Source organism: Stenotrophomonas sp. K-6, from assembly GCF_056861555.1.
This window is the reverse complement of sequence record NZ_JBSPUC010000002.1, coordinates 378261-403805: the sequence shown is the minus strand read 5'-3', so window position 1 is coordinate 403805 and position 25545 is coordinate 378261. Positions and strand designations below refer to the sequence as shown.

The following is a 25545-nucleotide window of genomic DNA, read 5'->3' as shown; positions in this document are numbered from 1 at the left end:
GTTTACAGCGCCAGTTCGAACACGATGACTTCCGCCTCGTTGGCGTTTTCCAGCGTCAGCTGCGCCTCGTCGCTGACCTGCAGCGCATCGCCGGTTTCCAGGGTGATGCCGTTGACCTGCAGCTGCCCGCGGGCCACCTGCACATAGGCGCCGCGACGCGGGGCCAGCGGCAGGTGGACGCGGTCGTCACCGTCCAGGATCGTGGCGTAGATGTTCGCGTCCTGGTGGATCAACAGCGAGCCGTCCCGGCCATCGCGCGAGGCGATCAGGCGCAGCTGCCCACGCTTGGTTTCCGGCGCGAAATGCGTTTCCTGGTAGCTCGGGGTGATGTTCTCCTGATCGGGGAACAGCCAGATCTGCAGGAAGTGCACCGGCTCACTGGCCGAGTGGTTGAACTCGCTGTGGCTGACGCCGCTGCCGGCGCTCATGCGCTGCACATCGCCGTAGCGCAGCACCGAACCGGTGCCCATCGAGTCCTTGTGTTCCAGCGCGCCGCCGAGCACATAGGAGACGATCTCCATGTTGCTGTGGCTGTGCGTGCCAAAGCCCTGGCCGCCCTCGACGCGGTCTTCGTTGATCACCCGCAGCGGACCGAAGCTGGTGTACCGCGGGTCGTAGTAGTTGGCGAAGGAGAAGGTGTGCATGGAGTTCAGCCAGCCATGGTCGGCCTTGCCACGGGTGTTGCTCTTGCGGATCTGCAGCATGGTGAATCTCCTCGGTGTTCGATGGTTTCGATGGCGGTTCGGGGCGGCGTTCGCTGCCCCTTTCCTGTTGCGGCCAGTATCCGCTTGCTCCGGCGGGTTGAAAAACGGATAGTTTTGCAAGCCATCATCGAAAAATTCGAATGCTCAAGCTCAGCCTCGACGCCCTGCAGATCCTGGATGCCATCGACCGCCGTGGCTCGTTCGCTGCGGCCGGCAAGGCGCTGCACAAGGTTCCTTCGACCATTTCCTACACCGTCTCCAAGCTGGAAGAGGACCTGGGCGTGCAGCTGTTCGATCGGGTCGGCCCGCGCGCTCACCTCACCCCGGCCGGCGAAGAGCTGCTTGAGGAGGGCCGCCATCTGCTGCGGGCGGCGCGGGAGCTGGAGATGCGGGTGCGGCGGGTGGCCTCCGGCTGGGAAGCGGAGCTGACCGTGGCGGTCGATTCGATGTTCGTGCCGGCGCTGCTGGCCGAGGATGTGCGCGCCTTCAATGCAGTGGCCGAACAGACCCGGATGCGGCTGATCAGTGAATCGCTGTCGGGCACCTGGGAGGCGCTGCTGGACCGGCGCGCGGACCTGCTGGTCGGCGCGGCGGGCGAAGGCCCCAGCGGCGGGGGCTATGTGGTCGAGCCGATGGGCGTGGTGCGTTTCGTGTTCGCGGTGGCGCCCTCGCATCCGCTGGCGGCTGCGTCCGAACCGCTGGGTCGTGAGCAGCTGGCCACCCACTGCGCGATCGCCGTGGCCGATTCGGCCCGGCGACTGCTGCCGCGCACGGTCGGCCTTCTGATGGGGCAGGAGACCGTCACGGTGCCGGACATGGTCAGCAAGTTCCGCCTGCAGTGCGCCGGGCTGGGCTTCGGCTTCCTGCCCGAGCCGTATGTGCAGCAGGCGGTCCGGGATGGCAGGCTGGTGATCAGGCAGGTCGAGGAGCCCAAGCCGGACGAGACGTTCTGGCTGGCCTGGCGCACCGGCGAGGAGGGCGCGGCACTGCGCTGGTGGCGCGAGCGCATGCAGCGGCCGGCGGTGCTGGCGGGCTGGTGGCCGACGATGGAAGGCTGGCTGGGGTAGTCAACCTGAATCCTGGCCTCGCTGTCATCGGATGGTCATACGGATGCGATAGAGCGGTGCGGAGCGGATCGGTAACCTGCCCGACTCGATTGGTTTTTCCGACTCTGCCCATGAAGCGCTTGCTGCTGTTGCTGCTGGCCGGGGCTGGCCTGTGGCTGGCTGCCTGCTCCTCCTTGACCTCCACCGCTGCCTCGACCTCGTTGAGCGATCGGCTGATCGCGCCTGGTGGCGTGTCCACCCTGCTGGACATGCCGCGCATCGCCGAAGCAGTGGACAGCGTCCCCAACCGCCATGGTCGGGTCACCGGCCGCGCAGGTGTGCCGATCTTCTGGCGTGCGTTCGATCCCGGCCAGTACGGGGTGCGCTACGAATACCTGCCCCAGCAGCACGACAACGGCGAGCCGCTGCGCACCGGCATGGCCCTGGACCTGCCGCATCCGTTCCAGCCGCAGGCGCCGCGCGGCACGGTGGTGGTGCTGCACGGCTGGATGATGAACGGTGATGCGATGCTGCCGTGGTCGCTGCAGCTGGCGCAGTCCGGCTATCGCGTGGTCACCATCGATCTGCGAAATCACGGCCATTCCGGTGCCGGCCCATCCGGTTACGGCACCTTTGAATCGGATGACGTGGTCGATGTCATCGCCGCGCTGAAGGCACGCGGGGAGGTGGTCGGGCCGTTGTATCTGTTCGGTGTTTCCTACGGTGCGGCCACCGCGCTCTTCACCGCCGACAAGCTCGGCGACGAGGTTACCGGCGTGGTGGCGATGGAGTCCTTCGCCAATGCCGGCGATGCGATCCGCAGCATGATCCCGCACCTGATGTCGCTGCAGCCGACCGCCTGGAAGGCGCAGGCCATGGCCGCCTACGGGCGCTGGCGCTACGGCGGGCAGGATATCGACCAGGTGATCGCCGCCGCCAGCCAGCGTCTGGATCTGGATTTGGACCGCGTCGATGTCACCCGCGCGCTGGCCGACAGCCGTACCTGCGTACTGCTGCTGCATGGCCAGGATGATCAGCATGTGCCGGTCGGGCAGGGCCGTCGTCTGGCTGCCGCCAGCCCGCGTGTGCATTACATCGAGCTGCGTGGCGAAGACCACATCACCCTGCCACTGCGCGTGGATCTGCTGGGCGGCGTGGTCGATGACTGGCTGGCGCACGACGACCATGCCGGCGGTGCGTGCCCCGCGCCGGAACTGCCGGGCGAAGCCGATCTGTTGGCGATGCAGGCGGCGCAGGCGCACGTCTCTCCGCAGGGCTGACGCAAAAAAAAACAGCAACCGAGGGTTGCTGTCTTCGTCGATGCAATGGTGCGCCCGGAGAGATTCGAACTCCCGACCGCCTGGTTCGTAGCCAGGTACTCTATCCAACTGAGCTACGGGCGCATTTGCATTGTCTGGTTGTGTGTCCTGCCGCGCGTGTTGCCACGTTCGACGGGAAGGCAAGCAGGCTTGCCGTTCGATGTAATGGTGCGCCCGGAGAGATTCGAACTCCCGACCGCCTGGTTCGTAGCCAGGTACTCTATCCAACTGAGCTACGGGCGCATTTACATCGAATTTTCATTGCTGATACCGACTGCGAAATCGATACCCTGTTGATGGTGCGCCCGGAGAGATTCGAACTCCCGACCGCCTGGTTCGTAGCCAGGTACTCTATCCAACTGAGCTACGGGCGCGTCAACAGGAGCGGAATTATGCGGATCGGCGTCGCATTCGTCAACGGTTTTTGTGAAGGTCTTCATTCAAATGAATGAAAAAGCCGCTGTACCACGGCTTCCGGCGTTTTCATCCAGGCGAAGTGATCGGCACGCGCGCCCAGCATCTGCGCATTGACCACACTGAGCTGCGCACGCATGCCCGGCATCTTGGCCAGCAGGCCCTGCATCGAGCTCGTCGGTGCCAACCAGTCATGGTCCATCACCACGGCGGTCGCTTGGCCGCGTAGTTCGCGCATCCCGGCCTCCAGATCGGTCGCCATGCCAGCGGCCGCGTAGTGGTTGTTGAGGCCCACGCGCGACCAGTCGCGGATCAATCCGCGCGCCTCGGTGCCGCCGAAACCGAGTTTCCTGCCGTGCAGTACCCCTTGGTGCTGGGCCAGCCAGGGCAGGAAGCGGTACACCAGCGGCAGCGTCCAGCCGCGCGGGGCCGGGAAGGTGCGCCAGTACGGCGTGCCGCTGGCGACCAGCCACACCCGCGCGAACCGCTGTGGATGCAGCCCGGCGAAGCAGCAGGCCAGCTGACCGCCAAGACTGTGGCCGCCGATGATCAGTGGCATCAGCCCCTCGTCGGGCAACCGCGCCAGGCTGGCCGGCAGGTCCTGCTCAAGGATTTCACGATAGCCCCAGTCCTGCGTGCGCGACGGGCGCAGGCTGCTGCTACCGTTGCCGCGCCACTCGTGCAGGTACACCGCGATGCCGCGCGCAGCGAGCGCCTCGGCGAAGGGCAGGTAATGGCGCGCGGCCACGCCCAGCGCCGGCAGCCACAGCAGACGTGCGCGCGGGCGTGTCGGTACACGCGCCAGCAGCTCGACGCGATGGCCATCGGCGGTCTGCACGGGCAGGGGCGAGGCGTCGATCATGCCGGGCGTGCCGCGCCGAAGTGGTCGATCACCAGTACTTCGCTGTGGCCCGGGTAATAGCCGCTCTGCAGGCCGCGCGCGACGTAGTCGATGGCCGCTTCGCAGGCATTGGGCAATGACAGGCCCTGGCACAGCTGCGCGGCGATCGCCGAGGCCAGCGTGCAACCGGTGCCGTGCGCATCCACCGGCAGGCGGGTATGGATGAATTCTTCGCGGGTCACGCCGTCGAAGTAGCGATCGATCACGCGGTTGCCTTCGTCCATATGCCCGCCCTTGAGCAGGACCGCGCCGGCGCCCAGTTCAAGCAACGCGTCGGCGGCATCTTCGGCATCCTCGGCGGTGATGATGCGGCGGCCGAGCAGCAGTTCGGCTTCGGGTGTGTTGGGCGTCAGCAGCGTGGCCAGCGGGATCAGGCGCGTGCGCATCGCCTCCAGTGCGCTGGCTTCCAGCAGCCTGGCGCCGCTGGTGGCGACCATCACCGGATCCAGCACCACGTGCGGTGGGCGGTGCTTTTCCAGCGCGTCGGCGACCAGACCGATGACGTCGGCATTGGCCAGCATGCCCAGCTTCACCGCATGGATGTCGAAATCGGCGAAACAGGCATCGATCTGCGCCTGCAGGAAGTCCAGGGGCGGCACGTGCACGGCGGTAACGCCGCGGGTGTTCTGCGCGGTCAGCGCGGCAATTGCGGACAGGCCATGCACGCGATGGGCGGCGAAGGCCTTCAGATCGGCCTGGATGCCGGCGCCACCGCCGGAATCGGAGCCGGCGATGGTCAGGGCGGAAACGGGGCTGGAGGGCGTCATAGCCCGATTGTGCAATGTTTGTCGCGGCAGTGCTGCCGCGCTGTCAGCGCGCCCGCAACAGTGCCCACTGCCGGTACAGCACGTAGCCCAGCCCGGTGCCGCCGGTCAGCAGCGCGGGGGCGAGCAGGGCGTCGTAGCCGAAGCGCAGGAACAACAGCGCGCCGATCACGCCGCCGGCCAGGAAGCCGCTGACGATCAAGCCGCTCAGGGTCAGCCGTCGGATCGGCAGTGGCAGCCCGCGCAGCAGGTGGCCCAGCCCGATCCCCAGGTCGGTGAACATGCCGCTGAGGTGGGTGGTGCGCACCACGGCGCCACTGAAGGTAGTGGCCATTGCGTTCTGCAGGCCGCAGGCCATCGCCGCGGCCAGTGCGCCCCAGATCTGCTGCTGTTTGAACAGCGGAATCGCGACCAGCAGCAACAGCGATTCCAGTGCCAGCACCACACCATACCGTCGGCCCAGCTGCAGGCCGCTGTCCTGGATGATCATGCCGCTGAGTGTGGCGCCCACGCAGAAGGCGATCAGCAGCCCCCACAGGTGCCCGACCACGCGCCAGTCGCGCTGGGCCAGCGCCATCCCCAGCTGGCTGGTGGTGCCGGTCATGTGGCTGACCGCTTGGTGTTCGAAGCCGAGGAAGCCGACCACGTTGACCATCCCGGCCACGCAGGACAGGGCGATTGCCCCGATCCAGACCCAGGTGGGCAGCCGGATGCTCATCCGGCGTGCGTAGCGGTGGTCACGGCCCGATCAACGACCCGCGGGCGGGCCGTTGAACTGCACATCCGAGAAACTGCCGCTGCCCGGATCAAACACCGCGCCCCAGAACTGCGCGCCCCCATCGCAGACCCGGATCGCATCGCGCGCTGGATCGATGTCGGCATCGTCAGGCAGATGGAAGGCGTTGAGGTAGATCAGCTTGCGCGCGTTCATCTCGATGCCGACGTATTGGCGATCGAAATCGGCGGCCTTGGGCACCTGCGCTTCCAGCGTCGGCAATGCGGCTTCGAGCTGCTCGACATCCTTGCGGCTGGGGGCCCAGTAACCGGTGACCCGGCCGGTCTCGCGGCCGGGACTGTCGCGCGAGCAGGTATCGAGCACCTGGGCGGCGACGATCGGTCGCGTCACCACCCAGGACTGGCCAGTCTTGATCGCGGTCGGGACGCTGGCGCCCGGCCGCGTATTGGCAGGCGTGCAGGCTGCCGCCAGCGCAGCAAGCGCCAGCGGCAGGACGGCACGGGACAGGGAACGGCTCACAACACCTCCGAAGCGTAATCGGCCAGGCGCGAACGCTCGCCTCGACGCAGCGTGATGTGCGCGCTGTGCGGCCAGTTCTTGAAGCGGTCCACCGCGTAGGTCAGGCCCGAGGTGGTCTCGGTCAGGTAGGGCGTATCGATCTGTTCGACGTTGCCCAGGCAGACGATCTTGGTGCCCGGGCCGGCACGGGTGATCAGGGTCTTCATCTGCTTGGGGGTGAGGTTCTGCGCTTCATCCAGGATCAGATAACGCGACAGGAAGGTGCGGCCGCGCATGAAGTTCAGCGAGCGGATCTTGATCCGGCTGGCGATCAGGTCGTTGGTGGCCGCACGCCCCCACGCGCCGCCTTCCTGGGTATGCGTGAGCACCTCCAGGTTGTCGGTCAGCGCGCCCATCCACGGGGTCATCTTTTCTTCTTCGGTGCCGGGCAGGAAGCCGATGTCCTCGCCGACGCTGACCGTCGCACGGGTCATGATGATCTCGCGGTAGCGCTGCTGGTCCATGGTCTGGGCCAAGCCGGCGGCCAGCGCGAGCAGCGTCTTGCCGGTGCCGGCGGTGCCGAGCAGGGTGACGAAATCGATCTCCGGGTCCATCAACGCATTGAGCGCGAAGTTCTGCTCGCGGTTGCGTGCGCTGATGCCCCACACCGCGTGGCTGCCGTGGCGGAAATCGTTGACCAGTGACAGGGTGATCTTGTCGCCGTCCACCTTGGCCACGCGCAGTTCGACTTCATCGTCACCCGGCAGGTAGGCGTACTGGTTGGGGTGCCAGTTCTCGTCTTCGCTGGCGATGATTTCGTAACTGGTGCGGCCCTTGTCGCTCCAGCTGCGCAGGTTGTCGGTGTGCTTTTTCCAGAAGTCTTCCGGCAGCTCGGTGGCGCCGGTGTAGAGCAGGCTGAAATCGTCCAGCGCGCGGTCGTTTTCGTAGTCCTCGGAGACGATGCCCGCGATCGCCGCCTTGATCCGCAGGTTGATGTCCTTGGACACGAACACCACCGGAATCTCCGGTACCTGTTCCTTCAGCGCCAGGATCGCGCCGAGGATGGCGTTGTCCGGAATCACCGCGCCAAAGCTCTTGCCGGCATCGAAATGACTGGTCTGGAAACGCAGCAGGCCCACGCTCTGCTTGCCGCGCAGCTGCAGCCCGTTGGGACGCTGCAGCGGGATGCCGTCGGCCAGGTTGTCCAGGCCCGAAGCCTGCACCAGCTCATTGAGGAAGCGGCTGACCTGGCGCGCATTGCGGCTCGCCTCGGTGGTGCCCTTCTTGCCGTTGTCCAGCTCTTCGATCACCTGCATCGGCAGGTAGACATCATGCTCCTCGAACTTGAACAGCGCGGTCGGATCGTGCATCAGCACGTTGGTATCCAGTACGTAGATGCGCTTGCCTCGGGTCATCGTCAATTCCTGGTGGCAGAACAGGGACAAGCCATCACGACCTGCGGGGCAGGGTGATGGCCAGTGGGGGTGCCGGGTTGATCACTGGGTTTTCGCGGCCTTCAGGGCTTCAAGGACAGTGTCTGCGTGGCCGGCCACTTTGACCTTGCGCCACACCTGCACGATACGACTGTCCGGCGAAATGAGGAAGGTGCTGCGCTCGATACCACGCACCTGCTTGCCGTACATGTTCTTCAGCTTGATCACGTCGAACGCGGTGCACAGCGCTTCGTCGCCATCGCTGATCAGCGGGAAGGCGAAGCCCTGCTTGGCGCAGAAATTGTCGTGGGATTTGACCGAATCGCGGGAGACGCCAAAGACGCGGGCGCCGGCCTGGGTGAACTGCGGGAGCAGTGCGTTGAAATCGATGCCCTCGGTGGTGCAGCCCGGGGTGCTGTCCTTGGGGTAGAAGTACAGCACCACCCACTGACCGGCCAGGGCGCCGAGGGTGGTGGTCTCGCCGCCGGACAACGCCAGCGGCAGTGCGAGGGTGGTGCTGTCCAGGGTGTCGCCGTCGTTCATGGGTTCCTTTCCGGATCCTGGGGTGGATCTACTACACCTGCATGAAACCCCGCGCGCCCGTGACGAACGCGCGAAGCATCAGAACTTCATCGGGTCCATGATCGCATCGAGGTTGAGGTGATCGCAGAACTCGAGGAAATCATCGCGCAGCGCGGCAATGTGCATGTTGGCCGGCACGCCGATGGTCACCTGCGCGGAGAACATTTCCGCGCCGGTCTGCATCGCGCGGTAGCGCGTGCTCTGCAGGTTCTCGATGGTGATGCCCTGGCGGTCGAAGAAATCGGCCAGCTGGAACAGGATCCCCGGCTTGTCGGCCGCGATCACTTCCACGATGTAGGGCAGCAGGTTGGACTGGGCCTGCTTGGCACCGGTGCGGTACCAGACCAGCTTCAGGCCTTCCTCACGCTCCAGCCGGGTCAGCATCGCTTCCAGCTTGGCCACCGAGTCCCACGAGCCGGTGGCCAGGGCGGTGACGGACACGTCGCGCCCGACCGTGGCCAGGCGGGCATCGACCAGATTGCAGCCACTGTCGGCGATACGCCGGGTCACAGGCAGCAGGGGGGACTCCGGATGCGTCGTATAGGCGTTGATCAGGAGGTGGTTTTCGGTCGGCGCAGGCCGCGGCGTGGTGTCGGTCAAGATGGTTCCGGGTGATGCAAGGTGAGTCTGAACGGCCGGACGACGGCACGTTCGCCGGAGTCCAGCATACTTGCCCGCGCTTTCGACCCGCAAGTAACATGCAACGTACATCTGGCCGGCGTTTACGCAGGCGGGGTGCCCCCTTTCTTCCGAGCACGATGTCCTTGTCCCTTTCCGGTCTCATCACCGCGCTGGCGACGCCCTTCCAGGCGAACGGCGCATTGGATCCCGACGGTTGGCAGCGCCTGCTGCACCTGCAACTGGAGGGTGGTGTTCACGGTGTCGTGGTGGCCGGTTCGACCGGTGAAGCGGCGGCCCTTTCCGACGACGAATACGATCAGCTGCTGCGCAGTGCAGTCAAAACCGTCGCCGGGCGCATCCCGGTGCTGGCCGGGACCGGGCTGTCGGGGACGGCCAAAACCATCGAGCAGACCCGCCGGGCGGCCGCCAATGGCGCCACCCATGCGCTGGTGGTGACCCCGCCGTACGTGCGCCCCACCCAGGCTGGCCTGATCGCGCATTACCGCGCCGTGGCCGACCAGGGCGGCCTGCCGGTCATCCTGTACAACGTGCCTGGCCGCACCGGCTGCGACATGCTGCCCGAGACCGTGGCCGAACTGGCCCGGCACCCGAACATCGTGGGCATCAAGGAGGCGGTCGGCGATGTGGGCCGCGTCAACGCCCTGCTGGCGCTGCGTGCGCCGGATTTCGCCATCCTCAGCGGTGACGACGGTACCGCCGCGCGCTCGATCCTGTCCGGCGTGGATGGCTTGATCTCAGTGGGCTCCAACGCCCTGCCGGGCGCGTATCGCCGGATGTGCGACCTGGCGGCGGCCGGTGAGCGCGAGGCGACCGAGGCGTGGGATGCGCGTCTGGAACCGTTCCATGAATTCTGCGGCGTGGAGTCCAATCCGATTCCGGTGAAGGACCTGCTGCGCCGGATCGGCATTGGTGACGGCCTGCGCCTGCCGCTGCTGCCCCTGTCCGCGGCCCATCACGCCGCTGCCGAACACCTGGCCACCGATATCGGTGCGCTGGAAGCACTATCCAACCACTGATCACAGTGGTCACTCAGGAGATTCCCATGCGTCAATCCGTTTCCGCCTTCCGCGTGCTGTCCTTCGCGATCCTGGCCACCGCCACCCTGGTCGGCACCACCGGTTGCTTCAAGCGTGGCGCCAAGGGCGACTATGCCCTGGCCCCGGAAGTGCGTCCGCTGGAAGTGCCGCCGGATCTGAACGTTCCGGCTGGCCAGGCCGCTGCCACCGCCGCCGTCGCCAGTTCGACGCTGGCCTCGCAGGCCGCACGTCCGGCCCCGACCGCGAATCCGGCCGCCGCCAACAATGCTGGCTTCACCGTGCCGGGCACCAAGGAAGAGGTGTTCGCCAAGGTCGGCACCGCCCTGGAGTCCGTTGAAGGCGTGAAGATCGCCAGCAAGGCGCAGCTGCTGGGTTCCTACGACGTCGCCTTCGAAGGCAGCGACTTCCTGGTCCGCGTCGTTGCGGTCGATGCCGGTGCGTATGTCTCCGCCGTGGATCCGCGTGGCATGCCGGCCACCGCCGCCGCCCCGACCAAGCTGCTGGGCGAGCTGAAGGCGAAGCTCGCCCCGTAATTGGGACGGGTCATGGAAACGAAAAAGGGCGCCCTCGGCGCCCTTTTTCGTTGCCGCCAGAACCGGGAGGCTCAGCGTTCCAGAAGCTTCAGCTTGTCCGGCTTGCCGTCCCATTCGCCGGCATCGGCGGGCGGGTCCTTGCGCACGGTCAGCACTGGCCAGGCCTGGGCCAGCTCGGCGTTCAGGGCGACGAACGCTTCCTGCCCGGCGGGCACGTCGTCTTCGGGGAAGATCGCGTTGACCGGGCACTCCGGTTCGCACAGGGTGCAGTCGATGCACTCATCCGGGTCGATCACCAGGAAGTTGGGGCCTTCGTGGAAGCAATCCACGGGGCACACTTCCACGCAATCGGTGTGTTTGCACTTGATGCAGTTTTCGGTGACGACGAAAGGCATGGGGAAATCCGGCGTTAAGCCGCGTAATTCTAGAACAGGTTGTGCCTGAATGCTGGGGCGGTGCGCTCAGCCAAGCAGACCGCGCTGCTGCGCAAGGCGGTACAGGCCCCGTGCGGCAAGGCTTTCAGGGGCATTCGCCGCGCTCATGCCAAGCAGCTGCAGGGCATGGGCATAGCGCGCTGTCAGCGCGGCGCTGCCCACAAGGTGGACCTGCGCGCTGGCATCGGCGAGCGCACGGATTTCATGGCCGAGCAGTACACCGGAGAGATAGGAAGGCGCTGCGCTGGCAGACAACAGGTCGAACAGGCCCAGCGCACGCACGCCGAACAGGTGGTGCAGCAGGCCGCCCGCCTCGCCGCTGCGCTGCACGCCCTGCGCGAAGGCGGTGGCGTCGGAGGTGTCGCCGTCGTCCATCAGGCGGCCAAGCAGGCTGTGCTGGCGCAGGAGGGCGAACAGTTCGCCGGTCATGGCGGTCGCAAAACCGGTGATCGCTCCATCGTGCAGCATTGCCCACTTGCTGTGGGTACCGGGCAGGCAGACCTGCGCCATGCTGGCGCCGGCATCCAGACCGACCAACTGCGTCTCTTCGCCGCGCATCACATCCGGCGTTTCGCCAGCACCCTGGACGGCCACGCCCGGCACGAACCAGATATCGCGGCCGGGCAGCCGTTCGTCGTGATGCAGGTGCAGGGCCGCAGCGAGATCGGCGAGTCTGGCCGGGCAGGGCAGGTAGGCCTGCTCGATCCAGCCGCTGCGGCTGCCGATCATGCCGCTGAGCAGGATCGTACGGTCCGGCCAGCCATCCATCAGCTCGGCCAGCACGTCGGCGAAGTTGCCCTGGCAGTGCAGGATGCCGCGTCCGCTGGCGCGTTGCGCGATGATCGCGCCGGCATCATCCAGCCGATAGCCGCGCAGGCTGCTGCTGCCCCAGTCGACCGCGATCATCCGCGGATCCGGCTCTCGGGCAGGCCCGGCTGCGCTTGGCGTGCGCTGAACAGACTACCGGCGTGTGTGCTGGCGGCCAGTTCTTCCGGCGTGTGGTCCAGCCGTGAGCTGATCACATACAGCGTGCGCAGATCGCCGCCGCCAAATGCGACGCAGGTGGGGTGTTTGACCGGCACCGGCTGCACCTGCAGCAGCGTGCCATCGGGTGCGTAACAGCTCACCTGACGTGCGCGCCATTGCGCGTTCCAGACCCGTCCGGCGGCATCCACGGCCGAGCCGTCGGGTTCGGCGGCGGTATTGGCCAGCGCGGTGAATTCGCGTACGTTGGTGGTGCTGGCCTGCTCGGGGTCGTAATCGCAGGCCATGATCCGCGGCGATACCGAGTCGCACCAGTACATCGTGCGCCCATCGAGGCTGAAGCTGATCGCATTGGAAATCACGATGCCCGGCAGCGGCAGTTCGCGCAGGCCGTGACGGGTGGAGTACTGGTAGAAGCGGCCATCGGCAGCGCGTCCGGGGTGCTCGTTCATCGTGCCGAACACGAAGTTGCCGTCGCGGTCGGCGCGGCCATCGTTGCTGCGCGTGTAAGCGTTGAGTGGGTCCACGTCGGCCAGCCACTGCAGCGGCAGCGCTTCGTCGGTGGCCGTGGCCAAATCGGCGCGGTGCAGTGAACTCACCAGCGCCACCAGCAGCGTGCCGTCCTCGAACAGGCCGATGCAGCCGGGCCGGTCCGGCAGCGTCCAATGCCGGGTGGTGCCACGCTCGGGGTGGTGTTCCCACAGCCGGCGTTCGGCGATATCGACCCACAGCACGCTCTGCCGCTGTTCGCACCAGAGCACGCCTTCGCCATGGGTGCAGCGGCTGTCCACCACCAGCGTGGCCGGAGCCAGTTCAACGCTCATCGCGGCTCACCACTCGGCAACGGAGCCGTCGGCGTGGCGCCAGACAGGGTTGCGCCAGTCAGGCGGATTCTCATGGGCATGGCGCAGGCGCTCCTCATCGATTTCCACGCCCAGCCCGGGTTTGGGCAGGGCGGCGATGCTGCCATGGTCGCAGTGGAAGTCGTCCTTGTTCAACACGTAATCGAGCAGATCGGCGCCCTGGTTGTAGTGGATGCCGATGCTCTGTTCCTGCAGCACCGCGTTGTGCGAGACGAAATCCAGCTGCAGGCAGGCCGCCAGTGCCACCGGGCCGAGCGGGCAGTGCGGTGCGAGCGCGACATCGTAGGCCTCGGCCATCGCGGCGATCTTCAGGCACTCGGTGAGGCCGCCGGCATGCGACAGATCCGGCTGCAGCAGCGACAGCCCACCGTTGGCGAGTACCTGCTTGAATTCGAAGCGCGAGTACATGCGCTCACCGGCCGCCAGCGGAATCGAGGTGGCCGCGGCCAGGCGCGGGTAGTACTCGGCCTGTTCGGGCAGCACCGGTTCTTCCACGAACAACGGGCGGTACGGCTCCAGTTCCTTGAGCAGCACGCGCGCCATCGGGGCGCCGACCCGGCCGTGGAAGTCCACGCCGAAATCGATGCTGTCGCCGAATGCATCGCGCAGCGCGGCCACCTTGGCGATGGCGGCATCCACGCGGCGCGGGCTGTCCAGCAGCTGCATCTCTTCGGTGCCGTTGAACTTGAACGTATCAAAGCCGAGTTCGCGGTAGCGATGCACCTGCTCGACCAGATCGGCCGGACGGTCACCGCCGACCCAGCGGTAGGTCTTCATGCGGTCGCGCACCAGACCGCCGAGCAACTGGTACACCGGCACGCCGAGCGCTTTGCCCTTGATGTCCCACAGCGCCTGGTCGATCCCGGCGATGGCACTCATCAGGATCGCGCCTCCGCGGTAGAAGCTGCCGCGATACATCGTCTGCCACAGGTCGTTGATCCGGGTCGGGTCCTGCCCGATCAGATACTCCGACAGTTCATGCACGGCCGCATCCACGGTGCGCGCGCGGCCCTCGATCACCGGCTCGCCCCAGCCGGTGATGCCCTCGTCGGTCTCGATCTTCAGGAACAGCCAGCGCGGTGCGGCATGATAGGTAACCAGTCGGGTGATCTTCATCCGTGCGTAGTCCGGTAGGCCTGGAGGAACGCCTGGGCCTGCTCGCGGGTACGCTGCAGCGGCTGGGCGGGTTGATAGAGATCACCCCCGATACCGGCACCGACCGCACCGGCGGCGAGGTAGCTGGCGAGGGAATCCGGGGTCACGCCGCCGACCACGTACAACGGCAGCTCGCGCGGCAGCACCGAGCGCAGGGCGCGCACGTGGCCAGGACCGTAAGTGGCGGCGGGGAACAGCTTGAGCATCTGCGCGCCGGCGTCGATCGCATCGAACGCCTCGCTGGCGGTGGCGAACCCGGCCATCACCTGCAGGCCGCGATCCACCGCGTGGCGGATCAGTGCGGGCCGGGTGTTGGGGGTGACGATGAAGCGCGCACCGATCTGCACCAGCGCATCCACCTGCTGCTCGCGCAACACCGTGCCGCCGCCGATCCAGGCCTGCGCACCAAAGGCCTGCTGCGCGCGGGCGATGCTGTCTTCCCAGCGCGGCGAATTCAGCGGCACTTCGATCGCATCGAAGCCGGCCTCCACCAGCGCGCCGACATGGGCAAGGGTGTCATCCGGGGTGATGCCGCGCAGGATCGCGACGAGAGGCAGTTGGAAGATCGGGGCGCTCATGATTACTCGTGGTAAAGCTGGGAACGGCCACCGTCGATCAGGATGTCGGTGGCATTGATGAAGCGGGCTTCGTCGCTGGCGAGGAACAGCGCGGTGTACGCCACTTCGCCGGGCTCACCGATGCGCTTGCAGGGCAGCAGCTGCTCCTGTGCATGGCGCGTGGCGGCCGGATCGGCGCTGTTGGCGAACCAGGCCTCGATCCGGGGCACCAGGATCAGCCCCGGCGAAATCGAGTTGACCCGGATGCCCTGCGCTGCGTACTCGATGCCGAGTGCTTTGCTCAGCCCGATCAGGCCGTGCTTGGCGACCGGGTAGGGGAAGGCATGCGGGATGATCCGGTGGCCATGCACCGAGGCGATGTTGACGATGGAACCGGCCTGCTGCGCCAGCATCGCCGGCAGCACCGCCCGGCACACGTTCCAGGCGCCCTTGAGGTTGAGATCCAGGCAGCGTTCCCACTGCGCGTCTTCCAGCTGCAGCGGGTCGGTGAAGACATCGGCGCCGGCGTTGTTGACCAGCACATCCACGCGGCCATGCTTGGCGCGAACGTGCTCCACCAGGGCGCGCACCGCGGCCGCATCGGTGATGTCGGCCAGGCGATGGTCGATCCGTGCATCCGGGGCGAGCGGTGGGTTCAAATCCAGCCCGATCACCCGGGCGCCATGCTCGGCGAACAGCGCGGCGGTGGCCGCGCCGATGCCGCTGGCCGCGCCGGTGACCAGCGCGATCTTGTCCTGCAGTCGTTTACTCATCGAACAGTGTGTCCAGGGATGGAGCCAACGGCAGACGGTACGACAAAGCGGGTGCGGACAAAGCAGGCTCCATGACTCGGCGGGCGCGGGGGGCGCTGGCGGGCTGGCAGCCGGGGGCGGCGCAGCCATACGGTCAGGGTTGCGTGCGAAGGTATTCTTATCAAATGAAATTTTTCGGGATATCTATTCCCCCGGCGAATACCGTGATTCAATGCGGCGATCAACGCAGAACGGATGTGTGATGACGACCGCACCTGGCCCTTGGACAACTGCCTCCCGGCTCAAGACCCGGCATTTGATGTTGCTGTTGCACCTGCACGAACACGGCTCGGTGCTGCGTGCCGCCGAAGCCGCCGCCATGACCCAGCCGGCTGCGTCCAAGCTGCTGGCGGAGATGGAGGACATGCTCGGGGTGAAGCTGTTCGAGCGGCACGCCCGCGGCGTGGAGCCGACCTGGTACGGGCAGGTGCTGATCCGGCGCGCGCGCTCGGCGATGTCGGAGATCGGCCGGGCGACCGAAGAAATCGCCGCGCTGCGCAGCGGGCATATGGGGCAGGTCTCGATCGGTACCGTGGTCAACCCGGGCACCAACCTGGTGCCGCAGGCGATCGCCGAGGTGAAGCGCGAGTTTCCGGACATCCTGATCCGGGTCGAGATGGACTACAGCCGGCCGCTGGTGGCGCGACTGCTGGATGGCCAGCTGGATCTGGTGATCGGCCGCATCCTGGGACCCGAGGGCGCTGCGGACCTCACCTTCGAAGCGCTGGCGGACGAGCCGCATTCGGTGATCGCCCGCGCCGGTCATCCGCTGGCCAGCCGCGACGATCTGCACTATGCCGATCTGGCCCGGCATGGCTGGATCCTGCCGCCGGCTGACAGCGTGCTGCGCGCGCGGCTGGATGCGCTGTTCCTGGAGCAGGGCCTGCCGATTCCGCAGAACATCATCGAGACCAGCTCGCTGCCGGTGATGACCAGCCTGCTGCGCGGCAGCGATCTGCTGGCCGCGTTGCCGGTGGAATCGGTAGCGCCCTACATCCAGGCCAAGCTGCTGACCGTGCTGCCGATCGATGTGGGCGTGCGCATGGAGTCGTTCGGGATCATCTACCGGCGCGGCCACGTCTTGCCGCCGGCCGCCGAGCGCATGCTGCTGGCCCTTCGAACGACCGCGCGCTGGCTGTATCCGGGGCTGCGCGGCAGCGGCTGAAGCGGGCCGGGCCACGGCTGGTATGGGCGGCGTGAATGGTATTCTCCGAAGGAATACATCCTGCCCAATATTTTATTGGCATGGAATGGCTGCCGCTGCCTAAGCTGCCCGCCAGCCGACCGGAAACGACCGGCCGCGTTGTACCCCGCCCCGGCATCCCGGTGGTGGGCATGACCTTACAACCTGATTGTTACAGGCGGCGCCGAACGGCGTCGTCCACCGTCAGCACATGTGTCCTGGGAGGGAAACATCATGTCAGTACGTTGTTGCCGTGGGGCGACAGGCGCATCCGTGCCTGCACGTACCCCCACCGCGTTGCGCCGCCGTGCGCTGGCGGTCTGTGTTTCGATGCTGGTCGCCGGGCAGGTGATGGCCCAGCAGAGCAACATCCAGGACACCACTGCCGCGACCCAGCTGGACACCGTCCAGGTGACGGGTACCCGCAGCAGCGTGACCCGTGCCCAGCAGATCAAACAGAATGCCGAGCAGATCGTCGATTCGATCGTGGCCGAGGACATCGGCAAGCTGCCCGACAACAACGTCGCCGAAGCGCTGCAGCGCATCTCCGGCATCCAGATCACGCGCAACTATGGCGAAGGCAGCACCATCGCCATCCGTGGCCTGACCCAGGTGCGCACCGAGCTCAATGGCCGTGACATCTTCACCGCCAATGACGGCCGCGGCCTGAGCTTCGAAGACGTCTCGGCCGAGCTGCTCGGCGGCGTCAACGTCTACAAGAACCCCTCGGCGGAAATGATCGAAGGTGGCCTGGGCGGCACGGTCGACCTGCGCACGCGCCTGCCGTTCGATTATGAAGGCCGCAAGATCGCCGGCAGCCTGCAGTACAACCATTACGATCTGGCCGATGACAGCAAGCCGGCGTTCTCGGGCATGTTCAGCGACCGCTGGCAGACCGGTATCGGCGAGGTGGGCCTGCTGGTGAACTACTCGCAGCAGACCAGCCCGTTCCGCCAGGACACGATTTCGCTGGAGCCGTGGTATTCGCAGACCGATCTGCCCGGTTTTGAAGGCACTGAGGTGTTCGTGCCGCACGGCGCCGGCATCAATACCACCGTCGGTGAGCGCAAGCGCCGCACCGGGGCGGTGGCGCTGCAGTGGCGCCCACGCGACGACATTGAAGTGCAGGCGCAGGTGCTGCGCTCGGACTACGATTTCCGCTGGCAGGATTACTCGTTCTTCGCCTACAGCGGCGGCGACGCCATGCAGGGCGCGCGCGACATCGTGGTCAACGACCGCAACGAACTGGTCAGCGGCGTGTTCCAGAACACCCCGGCTGATTCCAACACCAGCCTGACCCAGCGCAAGTCGATCACCACCGACTACTCGTTGGGCGCCAAGTGGACGGTGACCCCGAACCTGACCTTGAGCACCGATTTACAGTACGTGGATGCCACCACCAAGGGCACGCGCTACATCGTGGGCACCGGCATGAACGCCACGCCGTTCTATACGATCGACCTGAGCGGCGACCTGCCGTACCTGGCCGTGACCGATGCCGCCGGCAACCAGGGGTATCTGACCGATCCGGCCAATTACGTCGGCTGGAAATTCCATCTGGACAACAAGGACGACAACAAGGGCACCGAGTTCGCCTGGCGTTCGGACATGGATCTGGCGTTCGACGATGGTTTCGCCCGCAGCTTCAAGGCCGGCGTGCGTTACACCGATCGCAAGGCCGAGAACCAGGGCAACGTGTGGCGCTTCATGTGGCTCGGCGCGCCGTTCGCCGACTTCCCGAACGTGGGCCTGGTGCCGAACCCGATCACCGATTTCTTCCGCGGCAAGAGCTATACCTTCGGTCCCACCCTGAGTGCGGCCGACGCGGCGGTGGAGAACTATGAGCAGACCCTGGCGGCGTTCGGCGCTGATCCGCTGGAATTCTCACCGAACAACATCAACAACCAGCGCGAGAAGACCTACGCAGCGTATGGCGTGCTGCGCTTCGGCACGGACGACTGGGGCGTGCCGTTCGATGGCAACGTCGGCGTGCGCGTGGTGCGCACGGAGGTCACCTCCGACGGCGTGCGCACCGGCACCGACATCGAAGGTGGCGGCCTGCTGCCGGTGAATGTTGAGCAGTCCTACACCGACGTACTGCCCAGCCTCAACCTGCGCTGGATGTTCACCGATCAGCTGCAGCTGCGCTTCGCCGCGTCCAAGGGGATTTCGCGCCCGGGCTTCGACAAGCTCAACCCGAACCTGAGCCTGAGCGCGGCCGATGCCGGTGGCGGTGTGACCCGGCGGACCGGTTCGGCGGGCAACCCCAACCTCAAGCCGATGGAAGCCACCCAGTTCGATACCTCGCTGGAGTGGTACTTCGGCCAGGGCTCGATGATGTACGGCACCGCCTTCTACAAGAAGGTCGACGGCTTCATCGCCAACGCCGTGTTCAACGAGGTCTACGCCGGCGAGAACTGGGAAATCACCCGCCCGGTCAATGGCGATGACGGCAAGATCAAGGGCGTGGAAGTGGGCTACACCCAGTTCTTCGATTTCCTGCCGGGTTGGATGAGCCATTTCGGCCTGCAGACCAACTACACCTACGTCGATTCCAAGGCGCCCAGCCCGAATGCCACCGACACCAACGGCAGCCAGCTGGTGGTGCCGCTGGAGGGGCTGTCCAAGAACAGTTACAACGTCATCCTCAGCTACGAAGTGCCGCGGTTCCAGGCGCGTGTGGCCTACAACTGGCGCAGTGACTGGTTGATCACCACGGCCGGCAACGGGACCGGCAACCTGCCGGTCTACAACAAGGGCTTCGGCCAGCTGGATGCCTCGCTGCGGTTCAACATCAACGACGTCTGGTCGGTGTCGCTGGATGGCATGAACCTGCTCGATACCCGCAACGAAAGCTACCTGGGCTACACCACGCGCTACCGCGATTTCGTGATCAACGACCGTCGCTACGGCATCACCCTGCGCGCGAGCCTGTAACGCGCGTGATCGTCTGTCGGCCTTCCTGCTTCGTGGACCGTCCTCTCCACCACGAAGCGGGCAGGGCCGCAGTTCCTGCTCCAGGTGTGCGGCTGCTGTGCCGCACGCCGCTCCACCGGGAGGCCCGTGCATGACCCCCGCCGATTGCCTGATCTGGACGTTGCGTGCATCGGCCCGTCCTGGCCGCTGCCGGGCAGGGTGGCTGGTGGTGTTGCTGGCCGTGCTTCCGGTCCTCGCCGTGGCGGCCCCTTACCAGTGGCGGAACGTGGCGATCGGTGGCGGCGGCTTCGTGACCGGGCTGGTGTTCCATCCGACCGAGCCGAACCTGCTGTACGCACGCACCGATGTTGGCGGTGCCTACCGGTGGGATCAGACCACTGGCCGGTGGATTGCGTTGACCGACTGGCTCGGTCGCGACGATGCCAACCTGACCGGCATTGAGAGCCTGGCTGTGGACGCCAGCGACCCGCAGCGCGTCTATCTGGCCGCAGGCACCTATACCAACCCCCGGGTGGGCAACGGCGCGATCCTGCGCTCGTCCGACCGCGGGGCGACCTTCACCCGCACCGATCTTCCGTTCAAGCTCGGTGGCAACGAGCTTTCGCGCGGCAATGGCGAGCGCTTGGCGGTGGATCCGCATCAAGGCCGCACTCTGTTGCTGGGCACGCGCAGCGATGGGCTGTGGCGCAGCGATGACCACGGCGCACACTGGCAGGAAGTGACCAGCTTTCCGGCGATCGCGCGCAGTGCGCAGGCCGGTGCGCCGGCCTGGAACGGCACGCAGCAGATCGGCATCGTGTTCGTACAGTTCGATGCGCGCAGCGGCCGTGCCGGACGTGCCACGCCGGTGATCCATGCCGGCGTGTCGACCACCACCGGCCCCGCGCTGTACCGCTCCGACGATGCGGGACAGACCTGGCAGGCACTGCCCGGGCAACCGCGTGGCCTGCGACCCACGCGCATGGCGCAGGGCAGCGACGGGCGCCTGTATATCGCCTATGCGGATCTGCCGGGTCCGGACAGCATGGGCAACGGCGCGCTGTGGCGGTTCGATCCCGCGCAGGGGCGCTGGCAGGACATCAGTCCGGTGGCACAGTCCAGTGACACCCAGGGCGATGGCTTCGGCTGGGGCGGCGTCAGCGTGGAGGCCGGCAATCCGCAGGTGGTGATGGCCAGCACCTTCAATCGCTTTGGCCCGCACGACGACATCTTCCGCAGTACCGATGGCGGCCGCAGCTGGACCCCGGTCATCGTGGGCGCGACGTTCGACCACGGCAACGCGCCCTGGACCGCGCACGCCTCCCCGCACTGGATCGCCGATGTGCAGATCGATCCGTCCGACCCGCGCCGGGTGCTGTTCGTCACCGGCTACGGGCTGTGGGCGAGCCGGGATATCCGCGCCGTCGACGATGGCCAGCCGGTGCAGTGGTGGTTCCAGAATGATGGGCTGGAGGAAACGGTGCCGTTGGATCTGGTCAGCCCGGTACAGGGCGCGCACCTGCTCAGCGCACTGGGCGACATTGATGGCTTCCGCCACGATGACCTGGCGGTATCGCCGTTGCAGTACGCCGGTCCGCGCCTGACCAACAGCGAGAGCATCGACGCTGCCGCGCAGTCACCTTCCCACGTGGTGCGCAGCGGCACCGTGCGCCATCGCCTGCATGACGAGGTCCGTGCGGCCTGGTCGGACGATGGTGGCCGAACGTGGCAGGCGTTCGTCAGCGAACCGCCGGACGGCGAGGGCGCGGGCCGCATCCGCATCGGCAGCGATGGCGGCCGGGTGCTGTGGCACACGCTGCGCGGCAGCCATTGGTACACCGATGACCACGGCCGGCAATGGCAGGCCGTGCGCGGCCTGCCCAACACGGCCGTGGTGGTCGCGGACGCCCGCTCGCCTGCGCGCTGGTATGCGTACGACGCCGCCAGCGGCGCGTTGCTGCGCAGCGACGATGGGGGTGCCTCGTTCGTGGCCGACCGCGTACACCTGGCGCCGGCCCCGGCACTGACGGCCGAGCTGCGCGCCGATCCACAGCAGCGTGGGCTGGTGTATGTCGGTGCCGGTCCGCAGGGGCTGCTGCGCTGGCGCGCGGGTGATCTGCAGCGCGTGGCGGGGGTGGAAGCGGTTCACAGCTTCGGCGTCGGCAAGGGTGCCCCGGGTCGTGACGTTGCCAGCGTGTTCGTTGCGGGCACCGTCGAGGGCGTCCAGGGGCTCTTCCGTTCCGATGACGGTGGTGCCCGGTGGCTGCGCATCGATGACGCCGCGCACCAGTTCGGTCAGATTCAACGCGTCACCGGGGATCCGCGCCTGCATGGGCGCGTCTACTTCGCTACCGGCGGACGCGGCATCGTCTACGGAGATCCACAATGAAACGAGCGTGTGCGCTGGCGGTATCGCTGTCGATGTTCTCCGCAGCCGTGCAGGCCGAGCCGGTCCTGCCACGAATGTTCGCCGACGGCATGGTGCTGCAGCGTGACCAGCCGCTGCCGGTGTGGGGCACGGCCACGCCCGGCGCACGCCTGCAGGTCGGCATCGACGGCCAGCGCGTCAGTACCACGGTGGGTAAGGATGGCGCCTGGAAGGTCGTATTGCCGCCGCACGCGGCCGGTGGCCCATTCCAGCTGGAGATCACGGGCGACGGGCGCGCGCTGCAGGTGCGCGATGTCCTGTTTGGCGATGTCTGGCTGGCCAGCGGCCAGTCCAATATGGAATGGCCGCTGCACGATACGCAGGACGCCGCGGCGGTCATCGCCGCGGCGAGCGACGCGCAGCTGCGTCATTTCAAGATTCCCAAATCCTGGTCCGGGCAGCCGGAGACGGCCCTGGCCGGTGGCCACTGGCTGCCGGCAACCCCCGCCAACGCGGGCAGCTTCTCTGCAGTCGCGTACTACTTCGCGCGCGCGCTGCGGCAGCACGCAGGGGTGCCGATCGGCATCATCGACAGCACCTGGGGCGGCAGCACCATCGAAGCGTGGATGCCTGCGGCGCTCCAGGGCATCGATGCGGCCACGCTGGCCACGCGCATGCAGGCGCAGCGTGAGCGCGATGCCCGTACGCTGGCACAGGTGCGGCAGCGGCTTGCCCATTGGGCCACGTTCGATGAGCAGCCGCAGTGGTCGGCGGTGCAGTTCGACGACACGGGCTGGGAGGGCGCCACGCTCCCCGGCCTGTGGGAAACCGGGGGCTATGCTGGCATGGACGGCATCGGCTGGTACCGGGCCGAGTTCACCCTGAGCGCTGCGCAGGCAGCGCAGTCCGGCAGCCTCGGGGTCGGGCGGATCGATGATTCGGACCGCACCTTCGTCAATGGTGTGCAGGTCGGCGCGACCACGATGGCCTGGAACACGCCGCGGGTGTATCCGCTGGTGGCCGGCCAGCTGCACGCCGGCCGCAATGTGGTCGCGGTGCGGGTCGAGGACCTGGGCGGTGGCGGTGGTATCCACGGTGAGGCGGCCGAGCTGTTCGTCCGCCTGGCCGATGGCAGCCAGGTGCCGCTGCAGCGCTGGCGGTTCCGCCCTGCTGCGGTCACGGTCGCGCTGGACGATGACAAGAACCAGACCCCGACGCTGCTGTACAACCGCATGATCCACCCGCTGCCGCCATTCCCGCTCAAGGGGGTGATCTGGTATCAGGGTGAGAGCAATACGACCGACACCGGGGCGTTGGCGTACCGCGATCAGTTCAAGGCCTTGATCCAACAGTGGCGTCAGGACTGGAACGCACCGGCGCTGCCGTTCGTCTGGGTGCAGTTGGCCAGCTTCGGCGCGGGCGCCGATCACGGTGATCAAAGCCCGTGGGCGTTGCTGCGCGAGTCGCAGTCGGCGGCGCTGTCGCTGCCGCACACCGCGCAGGTGGTGAGCATCGACCTCGGCAACGCGACGGATATCCATCCGCGCAACAAGCGCGATGTCGGCGCACGGCTGGCGCTGGCCGCCCGGCATACAGCGTATGGCGAAACGCTCACGTTCAGCGGCCCGGTGCAGCGCGCCGTCCGCTTCGATCGCGGCCAGGCCGTCATCACCTTCGACCCGATGGGCAGCGCGCTGGCGGTACGTGGCGGTGGCCCCCAGGTACAAGGCTTCAGCGTGTCCGGTGCCGACCGCCGCTTCCACCCGGCACAGGCGCGGATCAACGGTGATCGCGTGATCGTCCACAGCGATGCGGTCGCCACGCCGGTCGCGGTGCGTTATGCCTGGCGCGAGAACCCGGCCGACGCCAACCTGATCAATTCGCAACAGCTGCCGGCCTCGCCGTTCCGCAGCGATACCTGGTGACCACAAGGACCCCGTGCATGTCTCCGATCACATACCCGCTTCCGCTGTTCCCACGCCGCCTGCTGCTGCCGGCCGCCTTGCTTTGCCTGCTTGCCGCCTGTGAGCAGGCACCGACACCGGCCGATGGCGCCATGGCTGCACAGCCTTCCGCGGCAGGCAAGCCGGCGACGAACGATGACGCCAGGCAGGCGCCGATCCCGCAGTTCACCAGCAAGGACGGCAAGCACGCGCTGCTGGTGGATGGCGAGCCGTTCCTGGTGCTGGGCGCGCAGGTCAACAACTCCAGCAACTACGCGGCGGCGCTGGAGGCAGTGTGGCCGGCGGTGAAGATCATCGGCGCCAACACGGTGCAGGTGCCGATCGCCTGGGAGCAGATCGAGCCGGAGGAGGGAAAGTTTGATTTTTCCTTCGTCGATACGCTGCTCCAGCAGGCGCGCGAGCATGACGTGCGGCTGGTGCTGTTGTGGTTCGCGACCTGGAAGAACAATGGCCCGGCCTACGCGCCGCGCTGGGTGAAGACCGACAACACCCGCTTCCCGCGGGTGGTGACCCGCGATGGACGCAGCATCGGCTCGCTGTCGCCGCATGCCCCGGCCACGCTGGAGGCGGATCGCAAGGCCTTCGTTGCCTTCATGCAGCACCTCAAAGCGGCTGACCCCCAGCGCACGGTGATCATGGTGCAGCCGGAGAACGAACCGGGCACCTATGGCAGCGTCCGCGATTTCTCGCCGATGGCGCAGCAACTGTTCGACGGGCCGGTGCCGACCGAACTGCTGCAGAAACTCGGCAAGTCACCCGGCACCTGGGCACAGGTGTTCGGTGCCGATGCCGATGAGTTCTTCCACGCCTGGTCGATCGGGCGCTTCATCGACCAGGTCACTGAAGCAGGCAAGGCGGTGTACCCGCTGCCGATGTACGTCAACGGCGCGCTGCGCGGGCCGTTCAATCCCGGGCAACCGGGCCAGTACGCCAGTGGTGGCCCGACCGACAATGTGCTGGATGTGTGGAAGGCCGCCGGCCCGCACATCGATTTCCTGGCGCCGGACATCTACATGCCCGAGTACCGCATGTACACCACGGTGCTGGAGCGCTATGCGCGGCCGGACAACGCGCTGTTCGTCGCCGAAACCGGCAACGCACCGCCGTATGCGCGGTACCTGTTCCCGACGCTGGGGCACGACGGCATTGGCTGGTCCACATTCGGCATCGATTTCAGCCATTACAGCAACTACCCGCTGGGCGCGAAAAAGGTGGACGCGGAAACGCTGGCGCCGTTCGCCACCGGTTTCCAGCTGGTCAGCCTGGGCATGCGCCCGTTTGCCAAGGCCTCGGCCGAAGGCAAACTGCATGGCGTGGCCGAAGAAGCCGGCCAGGCCGTGCAGGACGTGCCGCTCAACGCGCGCTGGCGGGCCACGGTCACCTATGGCGTGCCGCAGTTCTGGTTTCAGGGCCAGCCGCCGGGCAACCCCGAGCCGATCGGCAGCGCGCTGATCGCCGAACTCGGCCCGGACGAATTCCTGATCACCGCCCAGCACGCACGGGTCACCCTGCACCCGGCCGGCGAGGCCACCGCGAACATGGTGCTCGATCGTGTCGAAGAGGGGTTCTACAAGGACGGCCAGTGGCAGTTCCAGCGCAACTGGAACGGCGACCAGACCGACTACGGCTTGAACTTCACCACTGCGCCGCAGCTGCTCAAGGTCACGCTGGCGACGTATTGAACCGGGGGTGTCCGCACC

General features: G+C 66.9%; 23 protein-coding genes and 3 tRNA genes. 9 read left to right on the top strand and 17 right to left on the bottom strand.

Features of this window, described 5'->3' with window-relative positions; all coding sequences use genetic code 11:
• Positions 1–2 precede the first annotated feature (2 nt).
• Positions 3–704, bottom strand: a complete 702-nt coding sequence (locus AC13F7_RS07200) for a pirin family protein (RefSeq protein WP_482999709.1) — start codon at positions 702–704, stop codon at positions 3–5.
• 140 nt (positions 705–844) lie between these two features.
• Here AC13F7_RS07200 and AC13F7_RS07195 point away from each other — a divergent pair, with 140 nt between their 5' ends.
• Together AC13F7_RS07195 and AC13F7_RS07190 are read left to right on the top strand one after the other, a co-directional pair.
• On the top strand, positions 845–1771 hold the full coding sequence (locus AC13F7_RS07195; protein ID WP_482999708.1) for a LysR family transcriptional regulator: 927 nt from the start codon (positions 845–847) through the stop codon (positions 1769–1771).
• A gap of 110 nt (positions 1772–1881) precedes the next feature.
• Complete coding sequence (locus AC13F7_RS07190; RefSeq protein WP_482999707.1) at positions 1882–3030, top strand: alpha/beta hydrolase family protein; 1149 nt, start codon at positions 1882–1884, stop codon at positions 3028–3030.
• A gap of 46 nt (positions 3031–3076) precedes the next feature.
• Here AC13F7_RS07190 and AC13F7_RS07185 read toward each other — a convergent pair.
• The 10 genes from AC13F7_RS07185 to AC13F7_RS07140 form a co-directional block, all read right to left on the bottom strand.
• A tRNA-Arg gene (locus AC13F7_RS07185) sits at positions 3077–3153 on the bottom strand.
• 82 nt (positions 3154–3235) lie between these two features.
• Positions 3236–3312: transfer RNA gene (locus tag AC13F7_RS07180), tRNA-Arg, on the bottom strand.
• 54 nt (positions 3313–3366) lie between these two features.
• Positions 3367–3443: transfer RNA gene (locus AC13F7_RS07175), tRNA-Arg, on the bottom strand.
• A gap of 62 nt (positions 3444–3505) precedes the next feature.
• Positions 3506–4345, bottom strand: a complete 840-nt coding sequence (locus AC13F7_RS07170; protein WP_482999706.1) for an alpha/beta hydrolase family protein — start codon at positions 4343–4345, stop codon at positions 3506–3508.
• Positions 4342–5151, bottom strand: coding sequence for a bifunctional hydroxymethylpyrimidine kinase/phosphomethylpyrimidine kinase (gene thiD / locus AC13F7_RS07165; protein WP_481468102.1), 810 nt, complete (start codon positions 5149–5151; stop codon positions 4342–4344). The genes AC13F7_RS07170 and thiD overlap by 4 nt, the downstream gene beginning before the upstream one ends.
• 43 nt (positions 5152–5194) lie before the next feature.
• Entirely contained in the window at positions 5195–5866 is a 672-nt protein-coding gene (locus tag AC13F7_RS07160) for a YoaK family protein (RefSeq protein ID WP_482999705.1), read from the bottom strand.
• Positions 5867–5896: 30 nt separating this feature from the next.
• Positions 5897–6403, bottom strand: coding sequence for a hypothetical protein (locus AC13F7_RS07155; protein WP_482999704.1), 507 nt, complete (start codon positions 6401–6403; stop codon positions 5897–5899).
• Positions 6400–7797, bottom strand: a complete 1398-nt coding sequence (locus AC13F7_RS07150; RefSeq protein WP_481468096.1) for a PhoH family protein — start codon at positions 7795–7797, stop codon at positions 6400–6402. The genes AC13F7_RS07155 and AC13F7_RS07150 overlap by 4 nt, the downstream gene beginning before the upstream one ends.
• 81 nt (positions 7798–7878) lie before the next feature.
• On the bottom strand, positions 7879–8358 hold the full coding sequence (locus AC13F7_RS07145) for a peroxiredoxin (RefSeq protein WP_481468094.1): 480 nt from the start codon (positions 8356–8358) through the stop codon (positions 7879–7881).
• 78 nt (positions 8359–8436) lie between these two features.
• Entirely contained in the window at positions 8437–8997 is a 561-nt protein-coding gene (locus AC13F7_RS07140) for a glycine cleavage system transcriptional repressor (RefSeq protein ID WP_019183297.1), read from the bottom strand.
• Between the two features lie 164 nt (positions 8998–9161).
• Here AC13F7_RS07140 and dapA point away from each other — a divergent pair, with 164 nt between their 5' ends.
• Positions 9162–10055, top strand: coding sequence for a 4-hydroxy-tetrahydrodipicolinate synthase (dapA, locus tag AC13F7_RS07135; protein ID WP_346470683.1), 894 nt, complete (start codon positions 9162–9164; stop codon positions 10053–10055).
• A 26-nt stretch (positions 10056–10081) separates the two neighbouring features.
• Positions 10082–10609 carry a hypothetical protein gene (locus tag AC13F7_RS07130; RefSeq protein ID WP_481468092.1) on the top strand — a complete coding sequence of 176 codons (528 nt, stop codon included), beginning with the start codon at positions 10082–10084 and terminating at the stop codon, positions 10607–10609.
• Positions 10610–10680: 71 nt separating this feature from the next.
• On the opposite strand, the gene fdxA is transcribed toward AC13F7_RS07130, so the two are convergent.
• The 6 genes from fdxA to AC13F7_RS07100 form a co-directional block, all read right to left on the bottom strand.
• Positions 10681–11004: a ferredoxin FdxA gene (gene fdxA, locus AC13F7_RS07125; RefSeq protein WP_123728932.1), complete on the bottom strand. Its 324-nt coding sequence runs from the start codon at positions 11002–11004 to the stop codon at positions 10681–10683.
• A 66-nt stretch (positions 11005–11070) separates the two neighbouring features.
• The gene (locus AC13F7_RS07120) at positions 11071–11949 is read right to left on the bottom strand and encodes a 2-dehydro-3-deoxygalactonokinase (RefSeq protein WP_482999703.1); all 879 of its coding nucleotides are present in this window, start codon (positions 11947–11949) and stop codon (positions 11071–11073) included.
• The gene (locus AC13F7_RS07115) at positions 11946–12851 is read right to left on the bottom strand and encodes an SMP-30/gluconolactonase/LRE family protein (RefSeq protein ID WP_482999702.1); all 906 of its coding nucleotides are present in this window, start codon (positions 12849–12851) and stop codon (positions 11946–11948) included. The genes AC13F7_RS07120 and AC13F7_RS07115 overlap by 4 nt, the downstream gene beginning before the upstream one ends.
• Positions 12852–12857: 6 nt before the next feature.
• Positions 12858–14006, bottom strand: coding sequence for a galactonate dehydratase (gene dgoD, locus AC13F7_RS07110; RefSeq protein ID WP_123728935.1), 1149 nt, complete (start codon positions 14004–14006; stop codon positions 12858–12860).
• Positions 14003–14623 (bottom strand): 2-dehydro-3-deoxy-6-phosphogalactonate aldolase, encoded by a 621-nt coding sequence (locus AC13F7_RS07105; protein ID WP_481468086.1) that lies wholly within the window; start codon positions 14621–14623, stop codon positions 14003–14005. The genes dgoD and AC13F7_RS07105 overlap by 4 nt, the downstream gene beginning before the upstream one ends.
• Before the next feature lie 2 nt (positions 14624–14625).
• The gene (locus AC13F7_RS07100; protein WP_482999701.1) at positions 14626–15375 is read right to left on the bottom strand and encodes an SDR family oxidoreductase; all 750 of its coding nucleotides are present in this window, start codon (positions 15373–15375) and stop codon (positions 14626–14628) included.
• Positions 15376–15616: 241 nt separating this feature from the next.
• Between AC13F7_RS07100 and AC13F7_RS07095 the strand changes: the two genes are divergently transcribed.
• The 5 genes from AC13F7_RS07095 (at position 15617) to AC13F7_RS07075 (ending at position 25527) form a co-directional block, all read left to right on the top strand.
• Entirely contained in the window at positions 15617–16579 is a 963-nt protein-coding gene (locus tag AC13F7_RS07095; RefSeq protein ID WP_481468082.1) for a LysR substrate-binding domain-containing protein, read from the top strand.
• Positions 16580–16831: 252 nt separating this feature from the next.
• Positions 16832–19534 carry a TonB-dependent receptor gene (locus AC13F7_RS07090; protein WP_482999700.1) on the top strand — a complete coding sequence of 901 codons (2703 nt, stop codon included), beginning with the start codon at positions 16832–16834 and terminating at the stop codon, positions 19532–19534.
• A gap of 130 nt (positions 19535–19664) precedes the next feature.
• Positions 19665–21902 carry a cellulase gene (locus AC13F7_RS07085; RefSeq protein WP_482999699.1) on the top strand — a complete coding sequence of 746 codons (2238 nt, stop codon included), beginning with the start codon at positions 19665–19667 and terminating at the stop codon, positions 21900–21902.
• Positions 21899–23806: a sialate O-acetylesterase gene (locus AC13F7_RS07080; protein WP_482999698.1), complete on the top strand. Its 1908-nt coding sequence runs from the start codon at positions 21899–21901 to the stop codon at positions 23804–23806. Before AC13F7_RS07085 ends, AC13F7_RS07080 begins: the two co-directional genes overlap by 4 nt.
• 17 nt (positions 23807–23823) lie before the next feature.
• Positions 23824–25527 carry a DUF5597 domain-containing protein gene (locus tag AC13F7_RS07075; RefSeq protein WP_482999697.1) on the top strand — a complete coding sequence of 568 codons (1704 nt, stop codon included), beginning with the start codon at positions 23824–23826 and terminating at the stop codon, positions 25525–25527.
• The last annotated feature ends 18 nt before the right edge of the window (positions 25528–25545 follow it).

Excerpts from the sequence above, each read along its gene's own strand:
- AC13F7_RS07105 (WP_481468086.1), bottom strand. The coding sequence starts at position 14,623 with ATGAGCGCCCCGATCTTCCAACTGCCTCTCGTCGCGATCCTGCGCGGC.
- AC13F7_RS07150 (WP_481468096.1), bottom strand. The coding sequence starts at position 7,797 with ATGACCCGAGGCAAGCGCATCTACGTACTGGATACCAACGTGCTGATG.
- AC13F7_RS07080 (WP_482999698.1), top strand. The coding sequence starts at position 21,899 with ATGAAACGAGCGTGTGCGCTGGCGGTATCGCTGTCGATGTTCTCCGCA.
- AC13F7_RS07130 (WP_481468092.1), top strand. The coding sequence starts at position 10,082 with ATGCGTCAATCCGTTTCCGCCTTCCGCGTGCTGTCCTTCGCGATCCTG.
- AC13F7_RS07190 (WP_482999707.1), top strand. The coding sequence starts at position 1,882 with ATGAAGCGCTTGCTGCTGTTGCTGCTGGCCGGGGCTGGCCTGTGGCTG.
- AC13F7_RS07095 (WP_481468082.1), top strand. The coding sequence starts at position 15,617 with ATGACGACCGCACCTGGCCCTTGGACAACTGCCTCCCGGCTCAAGACC.
- AC13F7_RS07075 (WP_482999697.1), top strand. The coding sequence starts at position 23,824 with ATGTCTCCGATCACATACCCGCTTCCGCTGTTCCCACGCCGCCTGCTG.
- AC13F7_RS07100 (WP_482999701.1), bottom strand. The coding sequence starts at position 15,375 with ATGAGTAAACGACTGCAGGACAAGATCGCGCTGGTCACCGGCGCGGCC.
- AC13F7_RS07090 (WP_482999700.1), top strand. The coding sequence starts at position 16,832 with ATGTCAGTACGTTGTTGCCGTGGGGCGACAGGCGCATCCGTGCCTGCA.
- dgoD (WP_123728935.1), bottom strand. The coding sequence starts at position 14,006 with ATGAAGATCACCCGACTGGTTACCTATCATGCCGCACCGCGCTGGCTG.
- AC13F7_RS07145 (WP_481468094.1), bottom strand. The coding sequence starts at position 8,358 with ATGAACGACGGCGACACCCTGGACAGCACCACCCTCGCACTGCCGCTG.
- AC13F7_RS07115 (WP_482999702.1), bottom strand. The coding sequence starts at position 12,851 with ATGAGCGTTGAACTGGCTCCGGCCACGCTGGTGGTGGACAGCCGCTGC.
- fdxA (WP_123728932.1), bottom strand. The coding sequence starts at position 11,004 with ATGCCTTTCGTCGTCACCGAAAACTGCATCAAGTGCAAACACACCGAT.
- AC13F7_RS07120 (WP_482999703.1), bottom strand. The coding sequence starts at position 11,949 with ATGATCGCGGTCGACTGGGGCAGCAGCAGCCTGCGCGGCTATCGGCTG.
- AC13F7_RS07085 (WP_482999699.1), top strand. The coding sequence starts at position 19,665 with ATGACCCCCGCCGATTGCCTGATCTGGACGTTGCGTGCATCGGCCCGT.
- AC13F7_RS07160 (WP_482999705.1), bottom strand. The coding sequence starts at position 5,866 with ATGAGCATCCGGCTGCCCACCTGGGTCTGGATCGGGGCAATCGCCCTG.
- AC13F7_RS07170 (WP_482999706.1), bottom strand. The coding sequence starts at position 4,345 with ATGATCGACGCCTCGCCCCTGCCCGTGCAGACCGCCGATGGCCATCGC.
- AC13F7_RS07200 (WP_482999709.1), bottom strand. The coding sequence starts at position 704 with ATGCTGCAGATCCGCAAGAGCAACACCCGTGGCAAGGCCGACCATGGC.
- AC13F7_RS07195 (WP_482999708.1), top strand. The coding sequence starts at position 845 with ATGCTCAAGCTCAGCCTCGACGCCCTGCAGATCCTGGATGCCATCGAC.
- thiD (WP_481468102.1), bottom strand. The coding sequence starts at position 5,151 with ATGACGCCCTCCAGCCCCGTTTCCGCCCTGACCATCGCCGGCTCCGAT.